19 protein-coding genes are annotated in these 20,007 nt (G+C 49.8%); 15 read left to right on the forward strand and 4 right to left on the reverse strand.

Translation table 11 applies throughout. The features are described from left to right. The first annotated feature begins 245 nt into the window (after positions 1-245). The 10 genes from RIN69_RS11310 to RIN69_RS11355 all read left to right on the forward strand — a co-directional run bounded on the left by RIN69_RS11310 (position 246) and on the right by RIN69_RS11355 (position 9,645). Positions 246-1,304: an ATP-grasp domain-containing protein gene (locus RIN69_RS11310; protein WP_313857487.1), complete on the forward strand. Its 1,059-nt coding sequence runs from the start codon at positions 246-248 to the stop codon at positions 1,302-1,304. Positions 1,305-1,315: 11 nt separating this feature from the next. Next, positions 1,316-2,458: a phosphoribosyltransferase domain-containing protein gene (locus RIN69_RS11315; RefSeq protein ID WP_313857488.1), complete on the forward strand. Its 1,143-nt coding sequence runs from the start codon at positions 1,316-1,318 to the stop codon at positions 2,456-2,458. After that, positions 2,451-3,224 carry an HAD family hydrolase gene (locus RIN69_RS11320; protein WP_313857490.1) on the forward strand — a complete coding sequence of 258 codons (774 nt, stop codon included), beginning with the start codon at positions 2,451-2,453 and terminating at the stop codon, positions 3,222-3,224. The genes RIN69_RS11315 and RIN69_RS11320 overlap by 8 nt, the downstream gene beginning before the upstream one ends. A gap of 1 nt (position 3,225) precedes the next feature. Further along, the gene (locus RIN69_RS11325; RefSeq protein ID WP_313857491.1) at positions 3,226-4,305 is read left to right on the forward strand and encodes a cysteine protease StiP family protein; all 1,080 of its coding nucleotides are present in this window, start codon (positions 3,226-3,228) and stop codon (positions 4,303-4,305) included. Next, entirely contained in the window at positions 4,305-5,261 is a 957-nt protein-coding gene (locus RIN69_RS11330; RefSeq protein WP_313857492.1) for an HpcH/HpaI aldolase/citrate lyase family protein, read from the forward strand. The genes RIN69_RS11325 and RIN69_RS11330 overlap by 1 nt, the downstream gene beginning before the upstream one ends. Before the next feature lie 211 nt (positions 5,262-5,472). Further along, entirely contained in the window at positions 5,473-5,946 is a 474-nt protein-coding gene (locus tag RIN69_RS11335) for a tellurium resistance protein TerW (RefSeq protein WP_313857495.1), read from the forward strand. A gap of 314 nt (positions 5,947-6,260) precedes the next feature. Beyond that, complete coding sequence (locus RIN69_RS11340) at positions 6,261-7,109, forward strand: hypothetical protein (RefSeq protein ID WP_313857498.1); 849 nt, start codon at positions 6,261-6,263, stop codon at positions 7,107-7,109. Between the two features lie 183 nt (positions 7,110-7,292). Beyond that, entirely contained in the window at positions 7,293-7,451 is a 159-nt protein-coding gene (locus RIN69_RS11345; protein WP_313857501.1) for a DUF1330 domain-containing protein, read from the forward strand. 189 nt (positions 7,452-7,640) lie between these two features. Continuing rightward, complete coding sequence (locus RIN69_RS11350) at positions 7,641-8,636, forward strand: zinc-dependent alcohol dehydrogenase family protein (protein WP_313857502.1); 996 nt, start codon at positions 7,641-7,643, stop codon at positions 8,634-8,636. Further along, positions 8,626-9,645 (forward strand): zinc-dependent alcohol dehydrogenase family protein, encoded by a 1,020-nt coding sequence (locus RIN69_RS11355; protein ID WP_313857503.1) that lies wholly within the window; start codon positions 8,626-8,628, stop codon positions 9,643-9,645. Before RIN69_RS11350 ends, RIN69_RS11355 begins: the two co-directional genes overlap by 11 nt. Before the next feature lie 25 nt (positions 9,646-9,670). Here the strand turns inward: RIN69_RS11355 and RIN69_RS11360 are convergent, their stop codons facing one another. Both RIN69_RS11360 and RIN69_RS11365 read right to left on the reverse strand, forming a co-directional pair. Beyond that, positions 9,671-10,570 (reverse strand): LysR family transcriptional regulator, encoded by a 900-nt coding sequence (locus RIN69_RS11360; RefSeq protein ID WP_313857504.1) that lies wholly within the window; start codon positions 10,568-10,570, stop codon positions 9,671-9,673. 84 nt (positions 10,571-10,654) lie between these two features. Beyond that, positions 10,655-11,305: a hypothetical protein gene (locus RIN69_RS11365; RefSeq protein WP_313857505.1), complete on the reverse strand. Its 651-nt coding sequence runs from the start codon at positions 11,303-11,305 to the stop codon at positions 10,655-10,657. Positions 11,306-11,480: 175 nt separating this feature from the next. Between RIN69_RS11365 and RIN69_RS11370 the strand changes: the two genes are divergently transcribed. From RIN69_RS11370 to RIN69_RS11380, 3 genes are all read left to right on the forward strand, one after another. Beyond that, complete coding sequence (locus RIN69_RS11370; RefSeq protein WP_313857506.1) at positions 11,481-11,984, forward strand: LysR substrate-binding domain-containing protein; 504 nt, start codon at positions 11,481-11,483, stop codon at positions 11,982-11,984. Positions 11,985-12,159: 175 nt separating this feature from the next. Further along, positions 12,160-13,176, forward strand: coding sequence for a lipoate--protein ligase A (locus RIN69_RS11375; protein WP_313857507.1), 1,017 nt, complete (start codon positions 12,160-12,162; stop codon positions 13,174-13,176). Continuing rightward, a complete protein-coding gene (locus RIN69_RS11380; RefSeq protein WP_313857508.1) occupies positions 13,176-14,084 on the forward strand; it encodes an alpha/beta fold hydrolase in 909 nt (302 codons plus the stop codon). Before RIN69_RS11375 ends, RIN69_RS11380 begins: the two co-directional genes overlap by 1 nt. Before the next feature lie 170 nt (positions 14,085-14,254). Here RIN69_RS11380 and ampC read toward each other — a convergent pair whose 3' ends face one another. Together ampC and RIN69_RS11390 are read right to left on the reverse strand one after the other, a co-directional pair. Then, positions 14,255-15,400: a CMY2/MIR/ACT/EC family class C beta-lactamase gene (gene ampC / locus RIN69_RS11385; protein WP_313857509.1), complete on the reverse strand. Its 1,146-nt coding sequence runs from the start codon at positions 15,398-15,400 to the stop codon at positions 14,255-14,257. A 356-nt stretch (positions 15,401-15,756) separates the two neighbouring features. Next, positions 15,757-16,548, reverse strand: coding sequence for an HNH endonuclease signature motif containing protein (locus RIN69_RS11390; RefSeq protein ID WP_313857510.1), 792 nt, complete (start codon positions 16,546-16,548; stop codon positions 15,757-15,759). A 484-nt stretch (positions 16,549-17,032) separates the two neighbouring features. Between RIN69_RS11390 and RIN69_RS11395 the strand changes: the two genes are divergently transcribed. Further along, positions 17,033-17,590, forward strand: a complete 558-nt coding sequence (locus RIN69_RS11395; protein ID WP_313857511.1) for a hypothetical protein — start codon at positions 17,033-17,035, stop codon at positions 17,588-17,590. Positions 17,591-18,258: 668 nt separating this feature from the next. Continuing rightward, entirely contained in the window at positions 18,259-19,992 is a 1,734-nt protein-coding gene (locus RIN69_RS11400; RefSeq protein ID WP_313857512.1) for an ABC-F family ATP-binding cassette domain-containing protein, read from the forward strand. Positions 19,993-20,007: the final 15 nt, after the last annotated feature.

Consider the following 20,007-nt stretch of genomic DNA (forward strand, 5'->3'; position numbering starts at 1 on the left):
GAAGTAGTTGAACAAGTCAATTTTTGATGAGTATTTTATATTTTATGTATAGATGGTTGTTTTTGCTCAATTATTTAAGTTTAATTCCTGTTAAAAATATTAAGAAAAAGGCGTTTTTTACCCATTATCTTCACTGATTTTAGCCAGGTAATCATAAATCATATTATGATTGACATGGTTATTTGCTCTACATACACTCGTCACTATTCGCTGCTTCACCATGCCCACTACGGAAATCATCAGAAATGACAGCTAGAATCTGGCTTATGGAAGGCTTGTCCTCCCAGCGGGATATTATTCAGGGCATCAACGCATTCACGACCCGTCTTCAGGCCGACGTTGAGGTTTTCGCCTCTCACCGCCATCAACGTAACGAAATTCTCTCGCAGGCTGATTTTGCACTGCTGGAGCCAGCGGATGAGCAGCAGCGTCTGGCTTTCATTATTGACACCGTAAAAAAACACGCCATCCAGGCCATCCACACCGGGCGTAATACTCAGTGGTTTGAAACTCAGCGCACCGCTATTGAAGCCTGTGGCGTCACTCTGGTAACCGGCGCAACCGGTGCGGACTTACTGGCGCTGGCCGATGACAAAGTGGCCTTTGCTCAGCTGATGGAAAAGCATGGTTTACCGGTGGTGCCATCGATAGCCGTTACCTCTATCGCAGAACTCCGTCAGCTGATCACCGCTTCCCCTTTTTCCGCGCAGCCACTGTGTATTAAGCCGGTAAAGGGTATTTATGGCATGGGATTCTGGCGTTTTGATGACAGCGTCTCGCCAATGGCGGGTTTTACTCATCCGGAAAGCCGCAAGGTTAATACCCATCGTTATCTGAATGCGCTGGAAGAGTCAGGCAGCTTTGAACCGCTGGTGCTGATGCCGTATTTGCCCGGGCCGGAGTACTCGGTCGATATTCTGGCGGAACAAGGCAAGGTGCTGGCGGCGGTGGCGCGTCGCAAAGAGGGCGCGCTCCAGTATCTGGAAAACAGCGGCGAAGCCTTTGAGCTTGCCAGGCACTGCGCGCAGCTGATGGGGGCTGATGGGCTGGTGAATGTCCAGACCCGTCACGACAGCAGTGGCAAACCGCTGCTGCTGGAAATCAATATGCGACCTTCCGGCGGCATTGGCTACACCCGCTTCAGCGGCGTCAATCTGTCGGGACTGTTTGCGTTCCGTCAGCTTGGGCTGATGAGTCAGCAAGCGGTTTCCGATGAAGCCAGCCGGGCGTTCTCACCCGCTACGGTGCGCTCCGTCACCGACGTGATCAACTACAGCACGGCGTTGCCTAATTTCATTCAGTAAGGATCACCATCTTGAACCATCTCCATGGGCCGACGCCTTATTGCCGGACGCTTTCCTGCGGTACGCTGAGCGTCACCCCGCGCGGCGACGCGGCGGCACTCGATCAGTTGTTCGACATTGCCGAGCGGCGTAATCCAAAACGTGCCTTTCTGTTTGTCAGCAAAGTACTGGGCCGACACATTCCGGTCAGCCCTGGCGTCATGCGCGCGGTCTATCGTCAACTGGCCGAACGGTTTCCCTCGGTTTCACCTGGCCCGGTGCTGTTTATCGGTATGGCGGAAACCGCCGTCGGACTGGGTGCAGGCGTCTTCGACGAAATGCGTCAACAGCTTGATGAATCAGTTTATCTGACCTCGACGCGTCATCCGGTGGCCGGTGAACTGCTGTGCGAGTTCAAAGAAAATCACAGCCATGCGACCGATCACCTGCTTTATCTGCCGCAGGATGCGGAACTGCGCCGCCGGGTACTGGAAGCACGCACCCTGGTGCTGATTGATGATGAAGCGACCACCGGCAACACCTTTATTAATCTGCTCGAAGCACTGAAGAATGATGGCGGATTACAGCATATCGCCGAGGTGATTACCGTCACTCTCACCGACTGGAGCGGGGACGCTGTCGCGCAGCGCTGCCCGTTGCCGGTGCAGAGCGTTTCGCTGGTGCAAGGCGACTGGCACTGGCAGCAAAAACCCGATGCGCCAGTACCGGTCATGCCTGATGTTAATGTCTCCTCAAGCGGCAGCGTGGCAATCAGCGGCAAACAGAGCTGGGGACGCCTGGGTATGGCCCAGCCAGCCGCCGATCTCGGCATCGGGATTCAGCCAAAGTCAGGAGAAAAAATTCTGGTGCTCGGCAGCGGCGAATTCGTCTGGGAACCGTTTCTGCTGGCAGAGCGGCTGGAAAAACTCGGCGCAGAGGTTAAATACAGTTCCACTACCCGTTCACCGATTGCCATCGGTTTCGCCATTCAGTCGGCAATTGCCTTTACCGATAACTATGGGCTGGGAATTGCTAACTATGTCTATAACGTGGCCGATCAACAGTTTGACCGTATTTTACTCTGTACTGAAACCCCGGCAGACAGCGTTGACCCCCTTTTAATCGCAGCCCTGAGAAAAGTGGCTCCCGACGTTGAGATTATTTGCTATGAGTAAACCGGTTATTTTTTCAGATCTGGACGATACTTTGTTTCAGACCCGACGCAAAATGGTCGATGAACTGAACCTCGAGCCGTTCCGTACTGGCGCCCTTGACCGCAGCCTGCAGCCGCGCAGTTTTATGACTGAAGAGCAGGCGATGCTGGTTGACTGGATGCTGGAACACGGCGAGCTGATTCCGGTAACGGCCAGGGGTACAGAAGAGATAAGTCGGGTCAAAATCCCCTTTCACTCCTGGGCAGTCACCACTCACGGTGCGGTGATCCTTAATCCGCAAGGGGAACCTGATCCACAGTGGCAAGCGATAATGCTGGCAGCGCTGCAACCCTATGCCGCTGAATTGCTGGCGATGCAGCAAGCCATCACCGACTTAATGGCGGCACGTAATATTGATGGCTGGGCGCGAATTAATTACGAATACGCTGAGACGCCGGTTTATCTGGTAATGAAGCACTGCGACAGTACTCGTCTTGATGAGCTGTACGCCATTGCGGATGAGATTGAACAGCTGTTTCCGACCGAAGGCTATTACATCCATCGCAACAGTAATAACGTTGCCTGGCTGCCGGTGGTGGTAGAAAAAGGGCTGGCAGTGAGTTACCTGCTGGAAAAACTGCGTAACGAGCGCGGGGTCTTTCCGGTGATTGGCCTCGGTGACAGCCTGAGCGATCACCGCTTTATGAAACTCTGTAGCTGGTATGGCTTGCCGCGTCAGAGTCAGTTTGCTGAGAAGATAAGTCGTACCCTTTTCGGAGAACAATAATATGCAGGACTTCACTCCTTTTTCCGGTTCCTACCTGCCGCAGGATGTGCACTTTCTGCTGCAACCGGTTGAGATGGAAATGACACCGGTTGAACAAAAAGAGCAGCTTATTCAGTCTGGCACCCGCCATTATTCCGAAATGCTCAGTCAGGAACCGGAACCCACCGCCTGGCATCTGGATCTGTTTTCTCAGGCGCTGGATCAGGGTGCCGGGCGTCTGGCCAGAGAAGTGATTATGCTGGCAAAAGCGCTGATTGAGCGCTTCCCGCAGACGCCAGTGGTGCTGACCAGCCTGGTACGCGCCGGCGTGCCGCTCGGCGTGATGCTGCAACAAACTCTGCGCGCGCTGGGTAAGGAATCGTATCACTACGGCATCAGTATTATTCGCGATCGTGGCATCGACAGCGTCGCGCTGGAGTGGATCGAAGCACGTCATGGTACCGAAGGGATTGTTTTCGTCGACGGCTGGACCGGTAAAGGTGCAATTACCGGCGAACTGACGCGCTCGCTAAAGCATCGTGCTGGCTACCCTGCCCAGCCCCGACTGGTGGTTCTCGCCGATCCCTGTGGTCGTTCGTGGCTGGCCGCAAGTGATGATGACTGGCTAATTCCTTTTGGCATTATGGGCGCGCCGGTATCCGGCATGATTTCCCGATCTATCTGGTCAGAAACCGGGCTGCATGGCTGCGTCAAATGCGATCATCTGGCGCAGTTTGAATGCAGCCGTCAACTGGTCGATACCGTTGCCGAATACCGTCATACCCTGAATATCGACGTAATCCCCGCTTGTGACTGGCAGCCTGAGCAAAAAGCCCCTTTGAAACTGAAAAGTGAACAGGTCATCAGCGAAATGGCTGAACAATTCAACATTTCCAGTATTAACCGGATTAAGCCCGGCATTGCTGAAGCGACGCGTGCGGTGCTGCGCCGCGTTCCTGACCATGTGTTTGTTCGCTCAGTTGACGATCCGGACGTGGCGTTACTGGTGTATCTGGCGCGAGAAAAAGGCTTAACCATCACTGAAGCCGGTGATGCGCTCGGGCAGTACCGCGCGGTGACTATTATCAAGAAGGTACTCTGATGGACAATCGGCTCTCTCCCTGGCGTCTGGGCGCAACGCTGTATATGCCTGCGGTGCGAAGTGATATTGCGGACGCGATTGTAAATAACAAGATCGCCGGGCTGCGTTCGCTGGTGATCTGTCTGGAAGATGCAGTCTGCGATGCTGATGTACCGCTGGCGCTGAGTAATTTACAGCTGCTGCTGACACGGCTGACCGACGCTAAAAATGCCGCCGGCCGCGACCACTGGCCACTGGTATTTATCCGGCCGCGTCATGCCGAAATGGGTGAACTGCTGATTAACAGCATGGACTTAAGCGCGGTAGATGGACTGGTATTGCCCAAGTTTACGCAACAGTCGCTGCCGGTGTGGTGGCGAATTATGCAGGATACCCACCTGTGCATGATGCCGACGCTGGAAACTGAAGAAGTGTTCGACGTGCTGCAAATGCGTGAGCTGGCAGTTACGTTACAACGTCACGCATGTTATGAACGTATCATCGCGTTACGCATCGGTGGTAATGACCTGATGAACGTGGTCTCGCTGCGACGCTCACGCAACTATACCCTGTATGACAGCCCGATGGGCTACGTGATTAAAATGCTGGTAGCGGTATTTTCCTCGCGAGATTTCGCGTTGACCGCACCGGTTTGTGAACATATTGACGATCACCAGATTATGGATCAGGAACTGGCGCTGGATATTGCTCATGGCCTGGTGGGTAAAACCGCTATCCATCCCAATCAAATCAGTAAAATCGAACAGGCATTGATGGTTACCGCCACCGATCATGCTGACGCCCTGCGGATTCTCAACTCAACGCAGGCGGTATTTAAGTCACAGGGAGCGATGTGCGAACCGGCAACGCACCGACGCTGGGCATCCGGCATTCTTGCCAGAGCGCAGGTCTACGGCATTGCAGCAGATAAATCTCAGGAAGGTGTCCGCCTGATACAGGCAACACCGAATAACTAATTGGGTGTCCGGCAGTAAAAAGATTCGCGTGCTAATTATTATTTGTTGATTTAGCTTAGGTTTATGATATTGCTGATAAGGTCTGTGCCCTCAATGGCAAAAAAAGACATATTGTTGTGCAGCCGTTTAGCCAGGATGGCGATCAGAAATGTGGATCCGGACGAGATTCGTCCCATTGAACCTTCGACTATGAATGCAGGCGTTAACTAATATGCAGCTTAATACGCGACAAGCCCGAATCTATACTCTGGCGAATATTCTTGGCTCAGGGAAGCCGGTGTCTGCTGCACGAATCATCTCCTCACTGGAGTGTTCAGAACCGACGTTAACCCGCGCGCTGAAAGAGCTGCGGGAATTATGGGGAGCTGAAATTAAGTACAGTAAGGCCACCCACTCTTATCAGCTGACTCAACCCGGACAACTGGATAAAAAAACGCTGCGCCGGATGACCGAAGCGCTGGCGGCCCATGCCGAGCTGAAAACGACCGAAGCGGTCAGCCGGGTATTCCTCGATAAAGAAAAGAAAAAAGCGGTTTCGCTGTCGCTGAGAATGTCGATACTGCGCAAAATTGACAAACTGGCACGGGTCAGTGAAACCTCGCGCAGTGAAGCGGTCGAAATGCTGGTCGGGCGCTGTCTTGATGAGCTGGTAGTTAAACTGCAGGCACAAAACAAAACCGCCTGATCTCCCCTTCCCCTGAATTACGCCAGTACCGAATTATGAAATACAGCCGTGCTGGCGGCTCCCCTTATGGCATAAATTTAATCTCACCTGACATCAGATACTCGACTGTTAAATATCAACATGATAAATAAAATAGCTGCAATGCCCATTCGGAAAATAATATTTGCACTTTTTTACGGGGATGTCGTACATAGTGAATCAGCAAATAAAGCTTAAGGCTGATGCGCGTTTATTATCTTAACTGGATAAAGAAGAGGTTAACGTGCGCAAATAGCAACAATTCCCGGATATTATTTTAAATATGAGGATTTAACATGAAAGTGAAAATCACGGTCTGTGTATTTATGGCATTATTCATTCCGGCTATTTGTACAGCAACATCGTATGGCGGCTATCCGGAGATTCCTGAAGAGGCTTCAGGATTTATTACCAGCGTTGAGAGTTACCAACCAGGCGCTGGTGTTTCTCCTCCCTATAATGATGTCTCAAATATGCTTGGCATGCCTGATCAAGCTTACACCTCACTGGGAAGAAAAGGCAGCACGACGTTAGGGATATTTCCGCTGCGTATCAATCCGACAGCGGATGGACAGCCAGTTTTCTATATTTATGAAAAAGGTGAGTTCGCCGGGATGGATGTGTATGTTTCATCTGACAACGTTAACTGGCATCAGGCGACGTTGAAGGAACAGAAGAATAACAGTGTAGGTCATGTTCTTGGTTATGCTGTCGGTGGCGTAGCCGACAGTAATTACTCATTTATAAAAATTGATGATACCAGTTCTGAGCCGGGTTCAGAATATGCGGGTGCTGATATCTCTGGCGTGGCGATTATTGGTTGCGAAAATAATCTGATATTAAATAACGACATTATTGTTGATACCGATGTTGACGCAGGCAATGTATATAATTTATCCAGGGATAAAGATAACGGAAGCGTGCGAATAAGAGTGGTCAAAAGTAATAATCAAGTCAGTTATATCGACGTGTCTGATGATGACTCTCTGCTGCCGGTTGCATTATCTTCTCAAATGGATTTTGATAATGACGGAATCAATGACATCGATGTATTAGTGGAAAATAAATCGACAGGAAAGTATTTCAACATCATAAAAGCGCCAGACGGAAAAACCATCAAAGTAATCGATAACACCTACAACTAAAAATCAAGCCAGAGGTTAGCATTTAACCTCTGGTTGCTTCTCTGTCCGATGCCACATCCTCAATGATAAAAACCCGATTTTATCTCCCTGTCTCTTTAAGTCGCGCCCGTCCATTGCTGACAATTTTGTCATTAGTGTTGTCAACCGCACGACGATTCCTGACCAGCCGGGAGCGGCTCCGTTTTGGAAGGGTCTCCGGTGGATGGCGCAGTTATCCTTGAGTTTCCGACTCTGGCTGATGCCAAAGCATCGTATGAAAGTCCTCTCTATCAGCAAGCCCTGAAGCACCGTCTGAAAGGTGCTGATTATCGAGTGTTTATCGTTGAAGGTGTGCAGAGCTAAGCGCTGGTTAATGGATACAGCTTTGATGCTGTTGGCTGTACCTGATTCTGTCCTGACCATCAGCATCATTTCCGCCACGCCAGCTGATTAATGCCATTTTATGGAATTCTTAAATCCGGAGAGTTTCATTATCTGCAATCATCATGGCTGATATATTGAATCCCATACTTCTTCTCAGGGATTAACGTTATGAAAACCATGATGACTGCACTGCTGCTGGAAAATTTTGCTGATGAACAATTTTCTCCCGTTCAACTGCCGGTACCAACTGCGGCAGCTGGCCAGGTACTGGTAGAGATACACGCCAGTGGAGTCAATCCTATCGATTACAAAATTCGCCTCGGGGAAGCGCCTTACGCCATGCCGGAGTTACCGGCTGTGCTGGGTACTGATATGGCGGGCGTCATTGTTGCCGTGGGTGAAGGCGTTGAACGATTTAACGTCGGCGATGAAGTTTATGGCCTGACCGGCGGTGTTCGCGGACTTCAGGGCACTCTTGCACAATATGCTGCGGTCGATGTCGATTTACTGGCGCTCAAACCGCGTAATTTATCCATGCGCGAAGCCGCTGCCATTCCGTTAACCTTATTAACCGCCTGGGAAGGCCTGGTTGATAATGCGCGGGTAAAGCCGGGGCAAAATATACTGGTTCAGGGCGGCGCAGGAGGCGTTGGCAGTATGGTTGTGCAACTGGCAAAAGCGCTCGGTGCCAATGTCTGGGCCACCGGCTCAACGGCTAAACAATCACTGATTGCTCAATTAGGTGCCACGCCGCTGGATTACCGCGCACTTTCAGCGCAAGAGATTGTCAACAACTGTACCGCTGGCGCGGGCTTCGACATTGTATATGACACCGTGGGTGGCAAGGTTTTGCAAGATTCACTGGGCATGACCCGACACTACGGGCATATCACCAGCTGTGCAGCATTTGGTGAACATAATCTGGCGGTGTCGTCGTTACGTTGTGCCACGCTGTCTGGCGTATTTGTCCTGATGCCGATGCTATCCGGAAATGCTCGCGCTCATCATGGTGAGATACTGGACGCCGCGACCCGTCTGATTGAAGAAGGTAAAATCCGCCCTGTCGTCGACGCCCGTCATTTCAATCTCGATCAGGCCATCGATGCGCATCACGCAGTGCAGCAGGGTTCGGCATCGATTAAGGTGGTCATTGATGTTAAATAAACCCTTACAGGCACGCACTTGGCGCTTCCATCGAACGGGCGATGCTGATGTTCTTGAACTGGAAAATCTTCCCCTGGCTCAGCCAGCCGGGAACGACGTGTTGGTTCAGATGAAAACCATCGGTCTTAACCGGGCCGATGCTATGTTTCGTCGCGGCACTTACATTGAGAAAGCAGAATTTCCTTCACGTCTCGGTTACGAAGGTGCAGGCGTGGTTATCTCGGCTGGAAAAGATGTCAGGCAATTCTCACCCGGTGATCACGTTTCTATCCTGCCCTCATCCAGTCTTGCCCGCTTTGGCACCTATGCCGACCAACTGATTGTCCCTGAATCGCTGCTGGTCGCTAAACCTGCCAGTCTCAGCTGGGAGCAATCCGCATCCATCTGGATGCAGTATCTCACCGCCTATGGCGGGATAATCCATGCTGCCGGGTTGAAAAAAGGCGAGACGCTATTAGTGACGGCGGCATCCAGTAGCGTCGGTTTGGCTGCGATTCAGATCGCACAATCTGCCGGTGCCAGAGTGATTGCCAGCACACTCACCGTAGCGAAAAAACAGCATTTATCTGCGCTTGGCGTCGAAGATGTTATCGCCAGTGAAGAGGAACCTGATCTGTATCAGGCGATTGTCTCGAGACTGGGGGGAGAACATCTTAACGCCGCATTTGATGCGGTCGGCGGGCCGCAGGTTGAACAGATTGCCAGCGCATTGGCGGTGAAGGGGCGACTGGTGATACATGGTGCCCTGAGTCCGGAAGCGACGCCGTTTCCGCTCAAGCTTGCACTGCGTAAAAGTCTGACGATGTCGGGATTCCTGTTCCTCGAAGTGTTGCACGATCCCGTCATTCGGAAACGGGCAAAACGTTTCATCCTGAGCGGCATTGAGGCAGGCTATCTTAAACCTCAACTGGATAAGATATTTAGCTTCGAACAGATGCCGGACGCTCACCGATATCTGGAATCAAACCGGCAAATTGGTAAGATCATCGTTCGCGTTGCGACCCCTTAACCTGCCCCACCTGACCTGCATAAGGTCAGGTCTCAATATCCGCTAAAACCTCTGCCAGATAATCGTACAGCACCCTGATCCGCATTGATGTTGGCCCGCGTTGTGGCCGGTAAAGATAGAGCCCCCAGCTTGCGGCGGTATTGTCTTCCAGAACCTGAATCAGGCGGCCACTTTTTAAGTAAGGCAGTGCCAGAAAGCCCGGCATAAATCCAAAACCGATGCCATCGAGCACCGCGTGAAACTCTGCTTCCAGATCATCGGTAATAAAGCGTGGGTTCGACGGCGTAAAGCTTCGCGCATTGTTGAAACTCCATGGCCAGTAACGTCCGGTTTTATGATCAACCAATGCCGTCAGTGGAAATGAGTCCAGCTGATCAATGCGCGTTGGCATGCCTGTCTGGCCAATCAACTCAGGCGTGCCGACTGAAAAAAATTGAATTTTAGTCAGTTCACGCGCCACATAACGGTTATCGGGTAAAAAACCGAAGCGGATGCCGATGTCTATTCGCTCATCAATCACATCGCTGTGGGTATCCGTCAGGATGCAGTCCACCACAATATCCGGATAACGCCGTGAAAATTGAGTTAACGCCGGAATAACAAACTTACGCCCAAACACGGAAGATACCGTCAACCGGACGGGGCCGCGCATCTCATCTGACGCTGGCTGCTGATGTGCCGTCAATAATTTGTCGACAGCGTTAACTGCTTGCCGGGCATATTGCGCCAGACGTTCACCATCGGCGGTAATTTTCATCTGCCGGGTGCTGCGATAAAACAGAATCTCCCCGCGCTGCTGTTCGAGTTCCTTAACCGCGCGGGTTACCGCCTGAGGTGAAATGCCGAGAAGTATCGCAGCATCTTTAAAGTTTCTTGACTCTGCGACGGTACAAAATATGCGCAGCATTTCCAGTTTATTTTGCATCGCGGGCCCGATGTGTTGACAGAATCAGTTCCATAATCAGGCATTCTGCAGGTGAACATATATCCATTATTCTAACAGTCCCTTTTAGCTAAAGAAGGACTTAGAGGATTTAGTTATCTGATCAATCAGCTGATGCTGACGCAGCGCATCCTCAAATGTGGTCGCTTCACAAGAGCCGGACGCCTTATCACCGGCGTAAGCGGCATATAAATAGGCGACGTCCTGGGTACTGGCTTCGAGATGCGAGACGGGTAAATACGCGTATTCAGCAGGTACCGGCAGCCCAGTAAACACTTCTGAGCCATCGCGCATAGCCGAAATTTTATTATCATGCCTATTCTGGAATGCACGTTCATTGGTAATGCGCAACACGCCTTCAGTGCCGGTAATGTCAATCTGCAGCCCGGTGCGTAATGTCTGTGCCCCCTCAAGCTGGACCGAGAATAATCCGCCACCGGTCAGCGTCCCTATGACCATCACTTCATTAGCACTGATATAGGGCACTTTTTCACCGGTTTCCGCCAGCGTCGTCAGCGGAAAGTGGTTTTCAGTGATGGCCACCAGCTTTTGTGGGAAACCTACGCCATGGAACAGCATGTCATGGAAGTGGCCGCCGTAGACGGACAGCAACTCGGTAAAGTTGGCTGCGTCCAGCGCCCATCTGACGAATTCTGGCATCACCTGGCCGAAGGCGTCGACGCCAACCGACATCCGCACCGATCTGATGTTCCCCACGTAGCCCTGCTTTATCAGATCATGCCAGTAGCGTGAGCTCGGTGAAAAGCGGCGCTGAAGCCCGACCACGTGCCTGACGCCCTGCTTTTCAGCCAGGGCAAGGATCGCTTCTGACTCTGCCGTATTACTTGATCTCGATTTTTCAGATCGCCTGGCCGATGTTATTGAAGATGGTATGGATGTGGTTATCCGCGGGGGAAAATTAAGCGATTCGCGCTTGATTTCCCGTCCGTTGGGAAAATATCGCCTGTGCCTGGTAGGCTCTCCTGATTATTTCAAACGACGTGGAACACCTTCCCGGCCTGAGGATCTCAGTGAGCATGCTTGCTTACATTATCGATATCCCAGTAGCGGGATAAAAGCCCACTGGCCTCTGCGTTATCCGGCTCAATCCGGTAACAGCCAGTCGCTTCCCGTCACCATGATCTGCAGCAGCCTGGAAGCATTGCTGTTTACCGTAAAACAAGGATGCGGAATTGCCTGCTTGCCAGATTATTCAGTGGGAACGGCACTTGCTAAGGGTGAGCTACAGACGGTATTAGAAACCTCTCTAAAACAGACAGATACTACATTTCATTTGCTCTGGCCCAGTGCAAGACAAATGACGCCGAAAGTGCGTGTATTCGTGGATTTTATGACCAGTGAGTTTAACGATTTATTAAAAACCAGAAAGAAATAGACGCAATGGGAGCAAGCCTGAGCAATGCCACTCGGCATCAAACGCAGAATGGATCAGCTTTAATCGCGTCGCCAGGAGTAAATCGCGCTTCTGGCTAATTGGTATCTCTCTGTCCGGGATAGTATTATTGCCATGCCATATGCCCGGCACCCCTCTCACGGAACTGGAGTGATCAATGTCCACACTGCGTTTGCTGTTATCCGAGTCTAACGACCCTTGGTTCAATCTGGCGGTTGAAGACTGTATTTTTCGCCAGATGCCCGCCACTCAGCGCGTGCTGTTTTTGTGGCGTAATGCAGACACGGTGGTCATTGGCCGGGCCCAGAATCCGTGGAAAGAGTGTAATACCCGACGCATGGCGGAGGATGGCATCAAACTGGCACGCCGCAGCAGCGGTGGCGGCGCGGTGTTTCACGATCTGGGTAACTGCTGCTTTACCTTTATGGCGGGCAAACCGGAGTACGATAAAAGCGTCTCAACCGGAATCATTCTGCGTGCGCTCGAAACTCTTGGCATTCCGGCGGAAGCTTCCGGACGCAATGACCTGGTGGTCAACACCGCTGACGGCAGCCGTAAAATCTCGGGTTCTGCCTATCGCGAAACGCCGGATCGCGGCTTCCACCACGGGACAATCCTGCTGAATGCCGATCTTTCTCGCCTCGCCGATTATCTCAATCCGGACGTGAAAAAGTTACAGGCCAAAGGCATCACCTCGGTGCGTTCGCGGGTAGCGAATCTTGAAGAACTGGTGTCTGGCGTCAGTTTTGAGCGGCTGTGTGAAGCCATCACCGAGTCGTTCTTCAGCCATTTTAATACCCGCTGTGAACCGGAGCGTATTTCTCCCGACGCATTACCCGACTTACCCGGATTTGAGCAGCAGTTTGCTAAACAGAGCAGCTGGGAGTGGAACTTCGGCCAGGCGCCGGACTTCTCACATCTCCTCGACCAGCGATTTAGCTGGGGCGGCGTCGAAATTCATTTTGACGTCGAGCGCGGCATTATCAGCCGCTGCCAGATTTTCACCGACAGTCTTAATCCGGCCCCGCTGGAGGCGCTGGCGCAAAAACTGCAAGGTGCTGAATATCGACCTGACGTTGTGGCAAATCATATGCAGCAATTAGTCGCGGATTTTCCGCAACAGGCAGTCGAACTTAAACAGCTGGAGCAGTGGCTGACGGAGACGTTGCGATAATGAAAAGCCAACGACGATTGCTGAAAGCCTGTGCCACCGCAATCACTATCGCCTGCTGTTTACCGGCTTTCGCCTACGCAGAGCCTGTCGTCCAGTCTGCAGCCGCAGCAGAACGCATTTCCGTGGTGGTCGAAGGCCAGGGGCCGGATATCATCCTGATTCCAGGGCTGGCTTCCTCGCGTGAAGTCTGGGCCGGACTGGCAAAAAAGCTGAGCGCAACGCACCGGCTGCATTTGGTGCAAATTGCCGGATTTGCCGGTCAACCGGCAATTACCGATCGGGATAACCTGGTGGCGGCACCCGCGGCAGAGGCGATTGGTGATTATATTCAACGCCAGCGGCTGACAGCGCCGGCGATTATTGGTCACTCGCTTGGCGGCGAAGTGGCGCTGATGATTGCCGCGCGCCACCCCGAACGTGTCGGTCGTGTCATGGTGGTCGACGCCCTGCCTTTTTACAGCCTGCTGTTTTCGCCAGATGCCACGGTTGAAGCAGTAAAACCGCGCGCTGACGCTTTTCGTGCGGCGATAATGGCAGCACCTGACGAACAGTCTGAAGCGATGCAGACTGCGGCCATTGCCCGGCTGGTCAAAGATCAGGCCGCACGCCCGGCACTGATTAAAGCGGGCTTGCAGTCCGATAAACAAACCGTTGCCGATGCAACAAGGGAATTGATGATCACCGATTTGCGCCCGGAACTGCACAACATCACCGCACCGGTTGAAGTGGTTTATGCCTGGGATGCCCTGTACGGTTTTCCGGCGGCAAACACCGATGCCACCTACCGTAACGCCTATGCTTCACTACCGGAGATAAAACTGCGCCGCATCGATGACAGTTTCCATTTTATTATGCTGGACCAACCGCAACAGTTTGCGGATGCAGTAAGCGAATTTATCGGCCAGTGAGTGCATAACCGCTGTTGTTTTAATGATGTCTTCGCCATTTTATGAGCCACTGGCGAATGACATTATTGAGCGACAAACCATTCCCAGGGTAAAAGCGGCGCATTCGTAATTACGATGCGCCGCTGTATTTCAAAAATGGCACCGGTTATTGACGCCTGACAGCCAGCTGTTTACTGCAAAGCTGAAAGAATATGATAAGCCGCTTCCACGCGCGCAGGGTTAGGATAACTTTTGTTCGCCAGCATCACGATGCCGAGATGCTTCTCGGAAATAAATGCCACGTAGCTGCCAAATCCGCCGGTTGAGCCAGTTTTATGTACCCATGAAGCTTTTAATGCTGGTGCTGGCGGATTTATTTCTACCGCACTTTGCCGTGCAAGTGCGACTTTATTATCGCTACCATCGACCGCGATGGCTGCTTTCATCGGCCAGTTCAGCATCTCCCAGCCCAGCCCCTGATACATATCCCCTACCTGCAAGTATCGCGACTGTGCGAGCAAAATCCCTTTTTGCAACGAGGCATCTTTTACTTCAGAAGGTGTCATGTTGGCCTGCACCCAGCTTGCCATATCCTCTATTGATGATTTTACGCCGTAGGCTTCAGCATCCAGCATACCCGGAGAAACATGAACGGCCTTTCCATCGCGATAGCCCCACGCATAGTGTTTTTCTTCACCTTGTGGAATATGTATCCAGGTATGCGTTAGCTGCAATGGCTGGAACACGCGCTTGCTCATCGCCTGCGCAAAGCTCATACCTGAAGGTTTAACCGCCAGTTTGCCAAACAGCCCAATACTGGCGTTCGAATAAAGGCGCGTTGTGCCCGGTGCCCACTGCGGCTGCCAGGTTTCATAGTAATTCTGTAATGACACTTCATCGGTAACACTATCCGGCACCTGGAGCGGCAAGCCACCGGCGGTATAGGTTGCCAAATTCAGCAAACTGATCCCTTCCCATTGTTTCCCGGACAGTGCTGGCCAGTATTTATTCACGGGATCGCGAAGCGTAATTTCACCCCGCGCTATAGCATCGCCACCCAATACGCCAGTGAAGGTTTTACTCACGGAGCCGAGTTCGAATAAGGTCTGCTGCGTGACGGGCTGTTTACCTGCGACGTCTGCCATTCCCCAGGTAAAGTAATAAGGCTGACCGTGATAGATAACCGCCACCGCCATGCCGGGAATGGCCTGTTCTTTCATCAAAGGAATAACCACGTTATCAACAATTCCACTGAGTTGTTTTTCCGTTTGAGTGGTTGCCAGCGCGGAACCTGACGCGATAAGCAGCAGCGCACAGGAAAGAGTTTTATGCATCATATCTATTTTCCATAATTAAAAATTGGAGCGATGTCCACGTTCAATCTGATGAGTTTTTCAGTGATTTGCAAATGAAAAAATAAGGATCTGCTTGAAATTTCTATAAAAACACAGAGATGTTCGCAGATATCGAATCACCACGAGTAGTCTCGACAAGTCCAGGCCATTTCTTTCCTGGTATAATGTCCTTTACTTCCCCAAAGCTTTCCGTTAACTCCCATCCGCTCCAAAAATAGACTTGACCTGGGATAGGTTGATTCTTAAAAAAATGTACTGAAATATTGAGTAAATAAATCCCGCTAAACATTGGGGTACTGCCAGTGCCCGAATAATCTGAGTTTGCAAAGATAAGTAGATTAGATACTTGAATAAATATTTACTTCAGGATAGTAAGTTCTTAGATAAGTAATGAGAGAATTGTAGGCGGATACAAGGTTGTGCTTGGCTAATGTCAACTCATTCACAATTATGTTTGCTTTATCAACAGGCAGATGATCAAAGTTTAGAAAGCATTTAAGGTTATAATTTGCACCATTATATACTTCGACATCCTCGCACTCTGAAATACTCACCCGGCCGAATAAATATTTATCCACACAATAATAACGCTCAATGAAATCATTGAATTTATCCTGAAGCAAATTATCATTCAAAGGATAACTAGCGGGTAAACATTTCACTATAATCTCAAACTGGTCACCAAGAATACTCAGATCTATATGGTAACTATTTGGCAACGAATCAATTAAAGAAAGTACTCGCCCGAATGGGGTGTAGAGAAAATAAGTATTAAGAAAATCTATGTCAGATCTTTTGTTGTTAATTGCATTAGAATTAAAATTTGTAGCATTAAATATATATAATTCATGTTCATTTTTGATTTCATGAAGCCTTTGTATCGTATATTCGAAGGGATCATTATCAACATAGGTGTGATGATTGGAACATAATAGTATAAGATTTTCATAACTATTATCATTAGGTAACATTTCATCACCTCTCGGTCCCTTTGGGCTTTTCGCGATGACATGAGCCATTTCACCTATATGCACATTCCCCTCAAAAAGAGATTCCTTACAAATATTGCATCTTCCGGCAGACAATGCATATAACTTCTTTATGGAAATGGTAGCAATAGAGTTACTCATTTAAAATCCCTCTTGTAAGTTATGATTGAACATATCATAAAATTTTTGAGAAGACTATATCAACCACCATCAACCATTATCAAAAATAATGCAAGAACTGCCCCAAGGCTACCAGGATGACAACATGCAGTACTAGAAAAATTATCCAGTTGTAGACGATGTTCAATTCAATGACAATTCCAGGAGTCTTACGCCAGTGGAATAAAACTCCCTCAATCACTTCAATGTTTACTTTTGACTGAACCTCTGCATCTCTCAACTAACTGTTACCTCAACTGTATTTCTTATTATAAAGTAGTGTATTCCAGTTTAAACTAATTTCAACAATGTATTAATAATTACATAATGCCTGCGCAATATTTCCAAGTAAGCATCCCCCTGACAAAAGCTCTGTTACCAACCATGCCCACCCATTCTTGATTAAAGTGTTAACATAACCATCTGATAATGTTATGATATTATCATCTGAAATAAGGATCAATCAATGACATTGAAAGCAGACTCAAATTTGGTCAAGGAAATAATGGAACAATTCCTGAAGGACAGAATCATCAGGAAAAAAATACGTTATATTTGTACTAATCAGATATATGATTGGGAAAAATGGTTGCAATTTGAACTACAACATTTCATATCTAATCTGGATGGTGTTTTAGTTAGTAGGGAAATAGAGGCCTTTCCTGATGGAAGGATGTTGAAGGACCGATATAACATGTTTATAGATATTGCATTCAAGGAGGAGAAGCCTGGAAATGATGCATATGTTTTCTTAGAGCTCAAGTGTGCTAAAGATGCACAATCCCTGATCAACGGTTTTAAAAAAGACTTCGCAAAAATAACTTCAATCAAGCACTGCCTGCTTGATTATAAGTCTTTCTGGTGCGTTGGATTTCATTTGAATTGCAATGGTTTTAATATTAAAAAAATAGAGGGTTATGTTAAGGATTGGGATTATGGTTATAATGAAGTATTGAAGCTATGTGATTGTACTACCAATAAGTGTGATTGTGTTGATAATAAAATTGGATTTGCATTAATTTGAAACCTGCGTTGCGGCCCGTCTTTTTTTCTTCAGGTACGTTTTGAGTAAGGGATGGGTAAATACTCTCATGCTAACCGCCTTTGGCGGAATCTAGGGATTTATAGTATTGAATTGTCCTGTCAGCCTGTATATCCCTGTTAAACACCACCATCCCTGTGAGCCTTGATGTACCTAAGTGCATGATATTAAAATTATTTTTCTAATTTCAATATCTAACCCCTCTTTCTTAATAAGAGCTCGAAGCATATCAATAATATGATAAAACCCTTTATGCCTATCGCCTGTCTTAGAATTATAATCAGCAGCTGGGGCGGTGTCGAAATTCATGATATTGTAGTAATGCACGCTCCACGACGATTGATGAAAATTCGTTAATCATCACAATTTTAGCTGTTAACTGATGACAAAACAGCTAAAAGCTCAATATACTCGACTGACTTTTTAACCTATTTTATCAAAGGAGGATTGCTATGCTCACCAGTGAATTGTTTCTCTATTCACTCGTTTTTAGCGATCGTTTCTGCTCAGGCGTTACCAGCTGCGTGCTGCGATAACCTGTCTGAGCGAAGCTAACTAAATGACACTCTAAGAACTTCCCTCCGGCTTACCGGTTATCGTCAGCGATTTTGACGAAGGGCACTACCATGCCTGTAAAACTGGATAAACCAATGAGCACACTGCTTTCTGCACAATCTGTTGGCTACGACAACACCTTCGGTCCACTGCTGACTGATGTCTCTTTTAGCCTAAAAAAAGGCGACCGTATCGGTCTGATTGGCCACAACGGCTGTGGTAAAAGCACCCTGCTGAAAATCCTTAGCGGCGATCTCTCCGCGACACGCGGCAGCGTCACCTCTGCCAGCCAGTGCCTGATGGCAAGGGTTGAACAGTCTCTGCCTGACACACTGCATCATCGTCTCCTGGTGGATGCAGTACTGACTAACCTTCCACACTGTACGCAGCCCGTTGAGCACTGGCAGGCAGAAGTACTGCTGGCCTCGCTTGGCTTTGATGAAATTAGTTGGCAACTGACTGCGGGCACATTAAGCGGAGGTCAACATACCCGCCTGCTACTGGCTCGCGCGCTGATCCGTCAGCCCGACTTACTGCTGCTGGATGAACCCAGTAATCATCTCGATTTACCGACACTGTTATGGCTGGAACAGTTTCTGCAAAACTGGAGCGGCAGTTTTGTGCTGGTTTCCCATGACCGAAGCCTGCTGGATAACGTCACCAACTGCAGCTGGATTCTGCGTGATAAAACGCTGCAGTTTTTTCGTTTGCCTTGTACTGCGGCGCGATCGGCACTGGTTGAGAAAGATCGGGCTGACGCGCATCGTCACCTGGCTGAGCAAACAGAAATCGACCGGATAGCGAAAAGTGCCAAACGGCTGGCTATTTGGGGAAACCAGTACGATAACGAAAAACTGGCGCGTAAAGCGAAACAGATGGAAAAACAGGTCGAACGACTGAAAGATGATCAGACTCAGCTGACAAGCGGTAACCAGTGGCAGTTGCGTCTTAGCGGTTCAGCGCTGGCAGCCGATCGGGTGCTGGCACTGTCCGATCTCAAAATACGCCCGGCTGAAGATGCACCGGTGTTGTTCAGCATCGACTCGCTACAAGTCAAAAGCGGCGATCGTATTGCTCTGACAGGGCGTAACGGCTGTGGAAAATCGTCCCTGTTGCACTATTTATGGCAGGCATTTCATCATCCAGCAGGTACAGACGCCGCAGTGGTGTTTCATCCACGCGTGCATGTGGGCTATTACGATCAGAGTCTGCAGCAGCTGCGTGACAGCGACAGCCTGACGGATGCCCTGACTCGCTTTGCACCACTGACTGAAGATCAGCGCAAAATGGCACTCATTGCGGCTGGATTTCCTTACCTGCGTCATCAGCAACGGGTCAGCACCCTGAGCGGTGGTGAGCGCTCAAGACTGCTGTTTATTGGCCTGACGCTGGCGGAGTACTCGCTGTTATTACTGGATGAACCGACCAACCATCTGGATTTGGAAGGCAAAGAACAGCTGGCGCAAACGCTGAAAAACTTCAGCGGTGCAGTAATATTGGTTTCCCACGACCGCACGCTGATTGAAAAAAGCTGTAATCGTTTCTGGCTGATCGATAATCAACGTCTGGAGCAGTGGCAGGATCTGGAGCCGGTCTGTGCCATTCTTGCCGCGAGTTCGCCGCCTGCTGCGGTGACGCAAAAGCAGCATACCGCGTCAGCGATTAGCAATGAACAGTGTGAGCAGGAGCATTTATTGAGCAACCTGCTTGAGCTGGAAAGTAAACTGGCAGACGATCTGGCGCGTAAACCTAAGCATCAGAAACCTGAGCTGCAATATCAGTGGCGGCAACAAATTGACCGGATAAACGCCCTGCTCGATTTAGCCTGAGTTTCAGGCCGCAGG

The organism is Winslowiella toletana, assembly GCF_032164335.1.
In the GTDB taxonomy this organism is placed as follows: domain Bacteria; phylum Pseudomonadota; class Gammaproteobacteria; order Enterobacterales; family Enterobacteriaceae; genus Erwinia; species Erwinia toletana_A.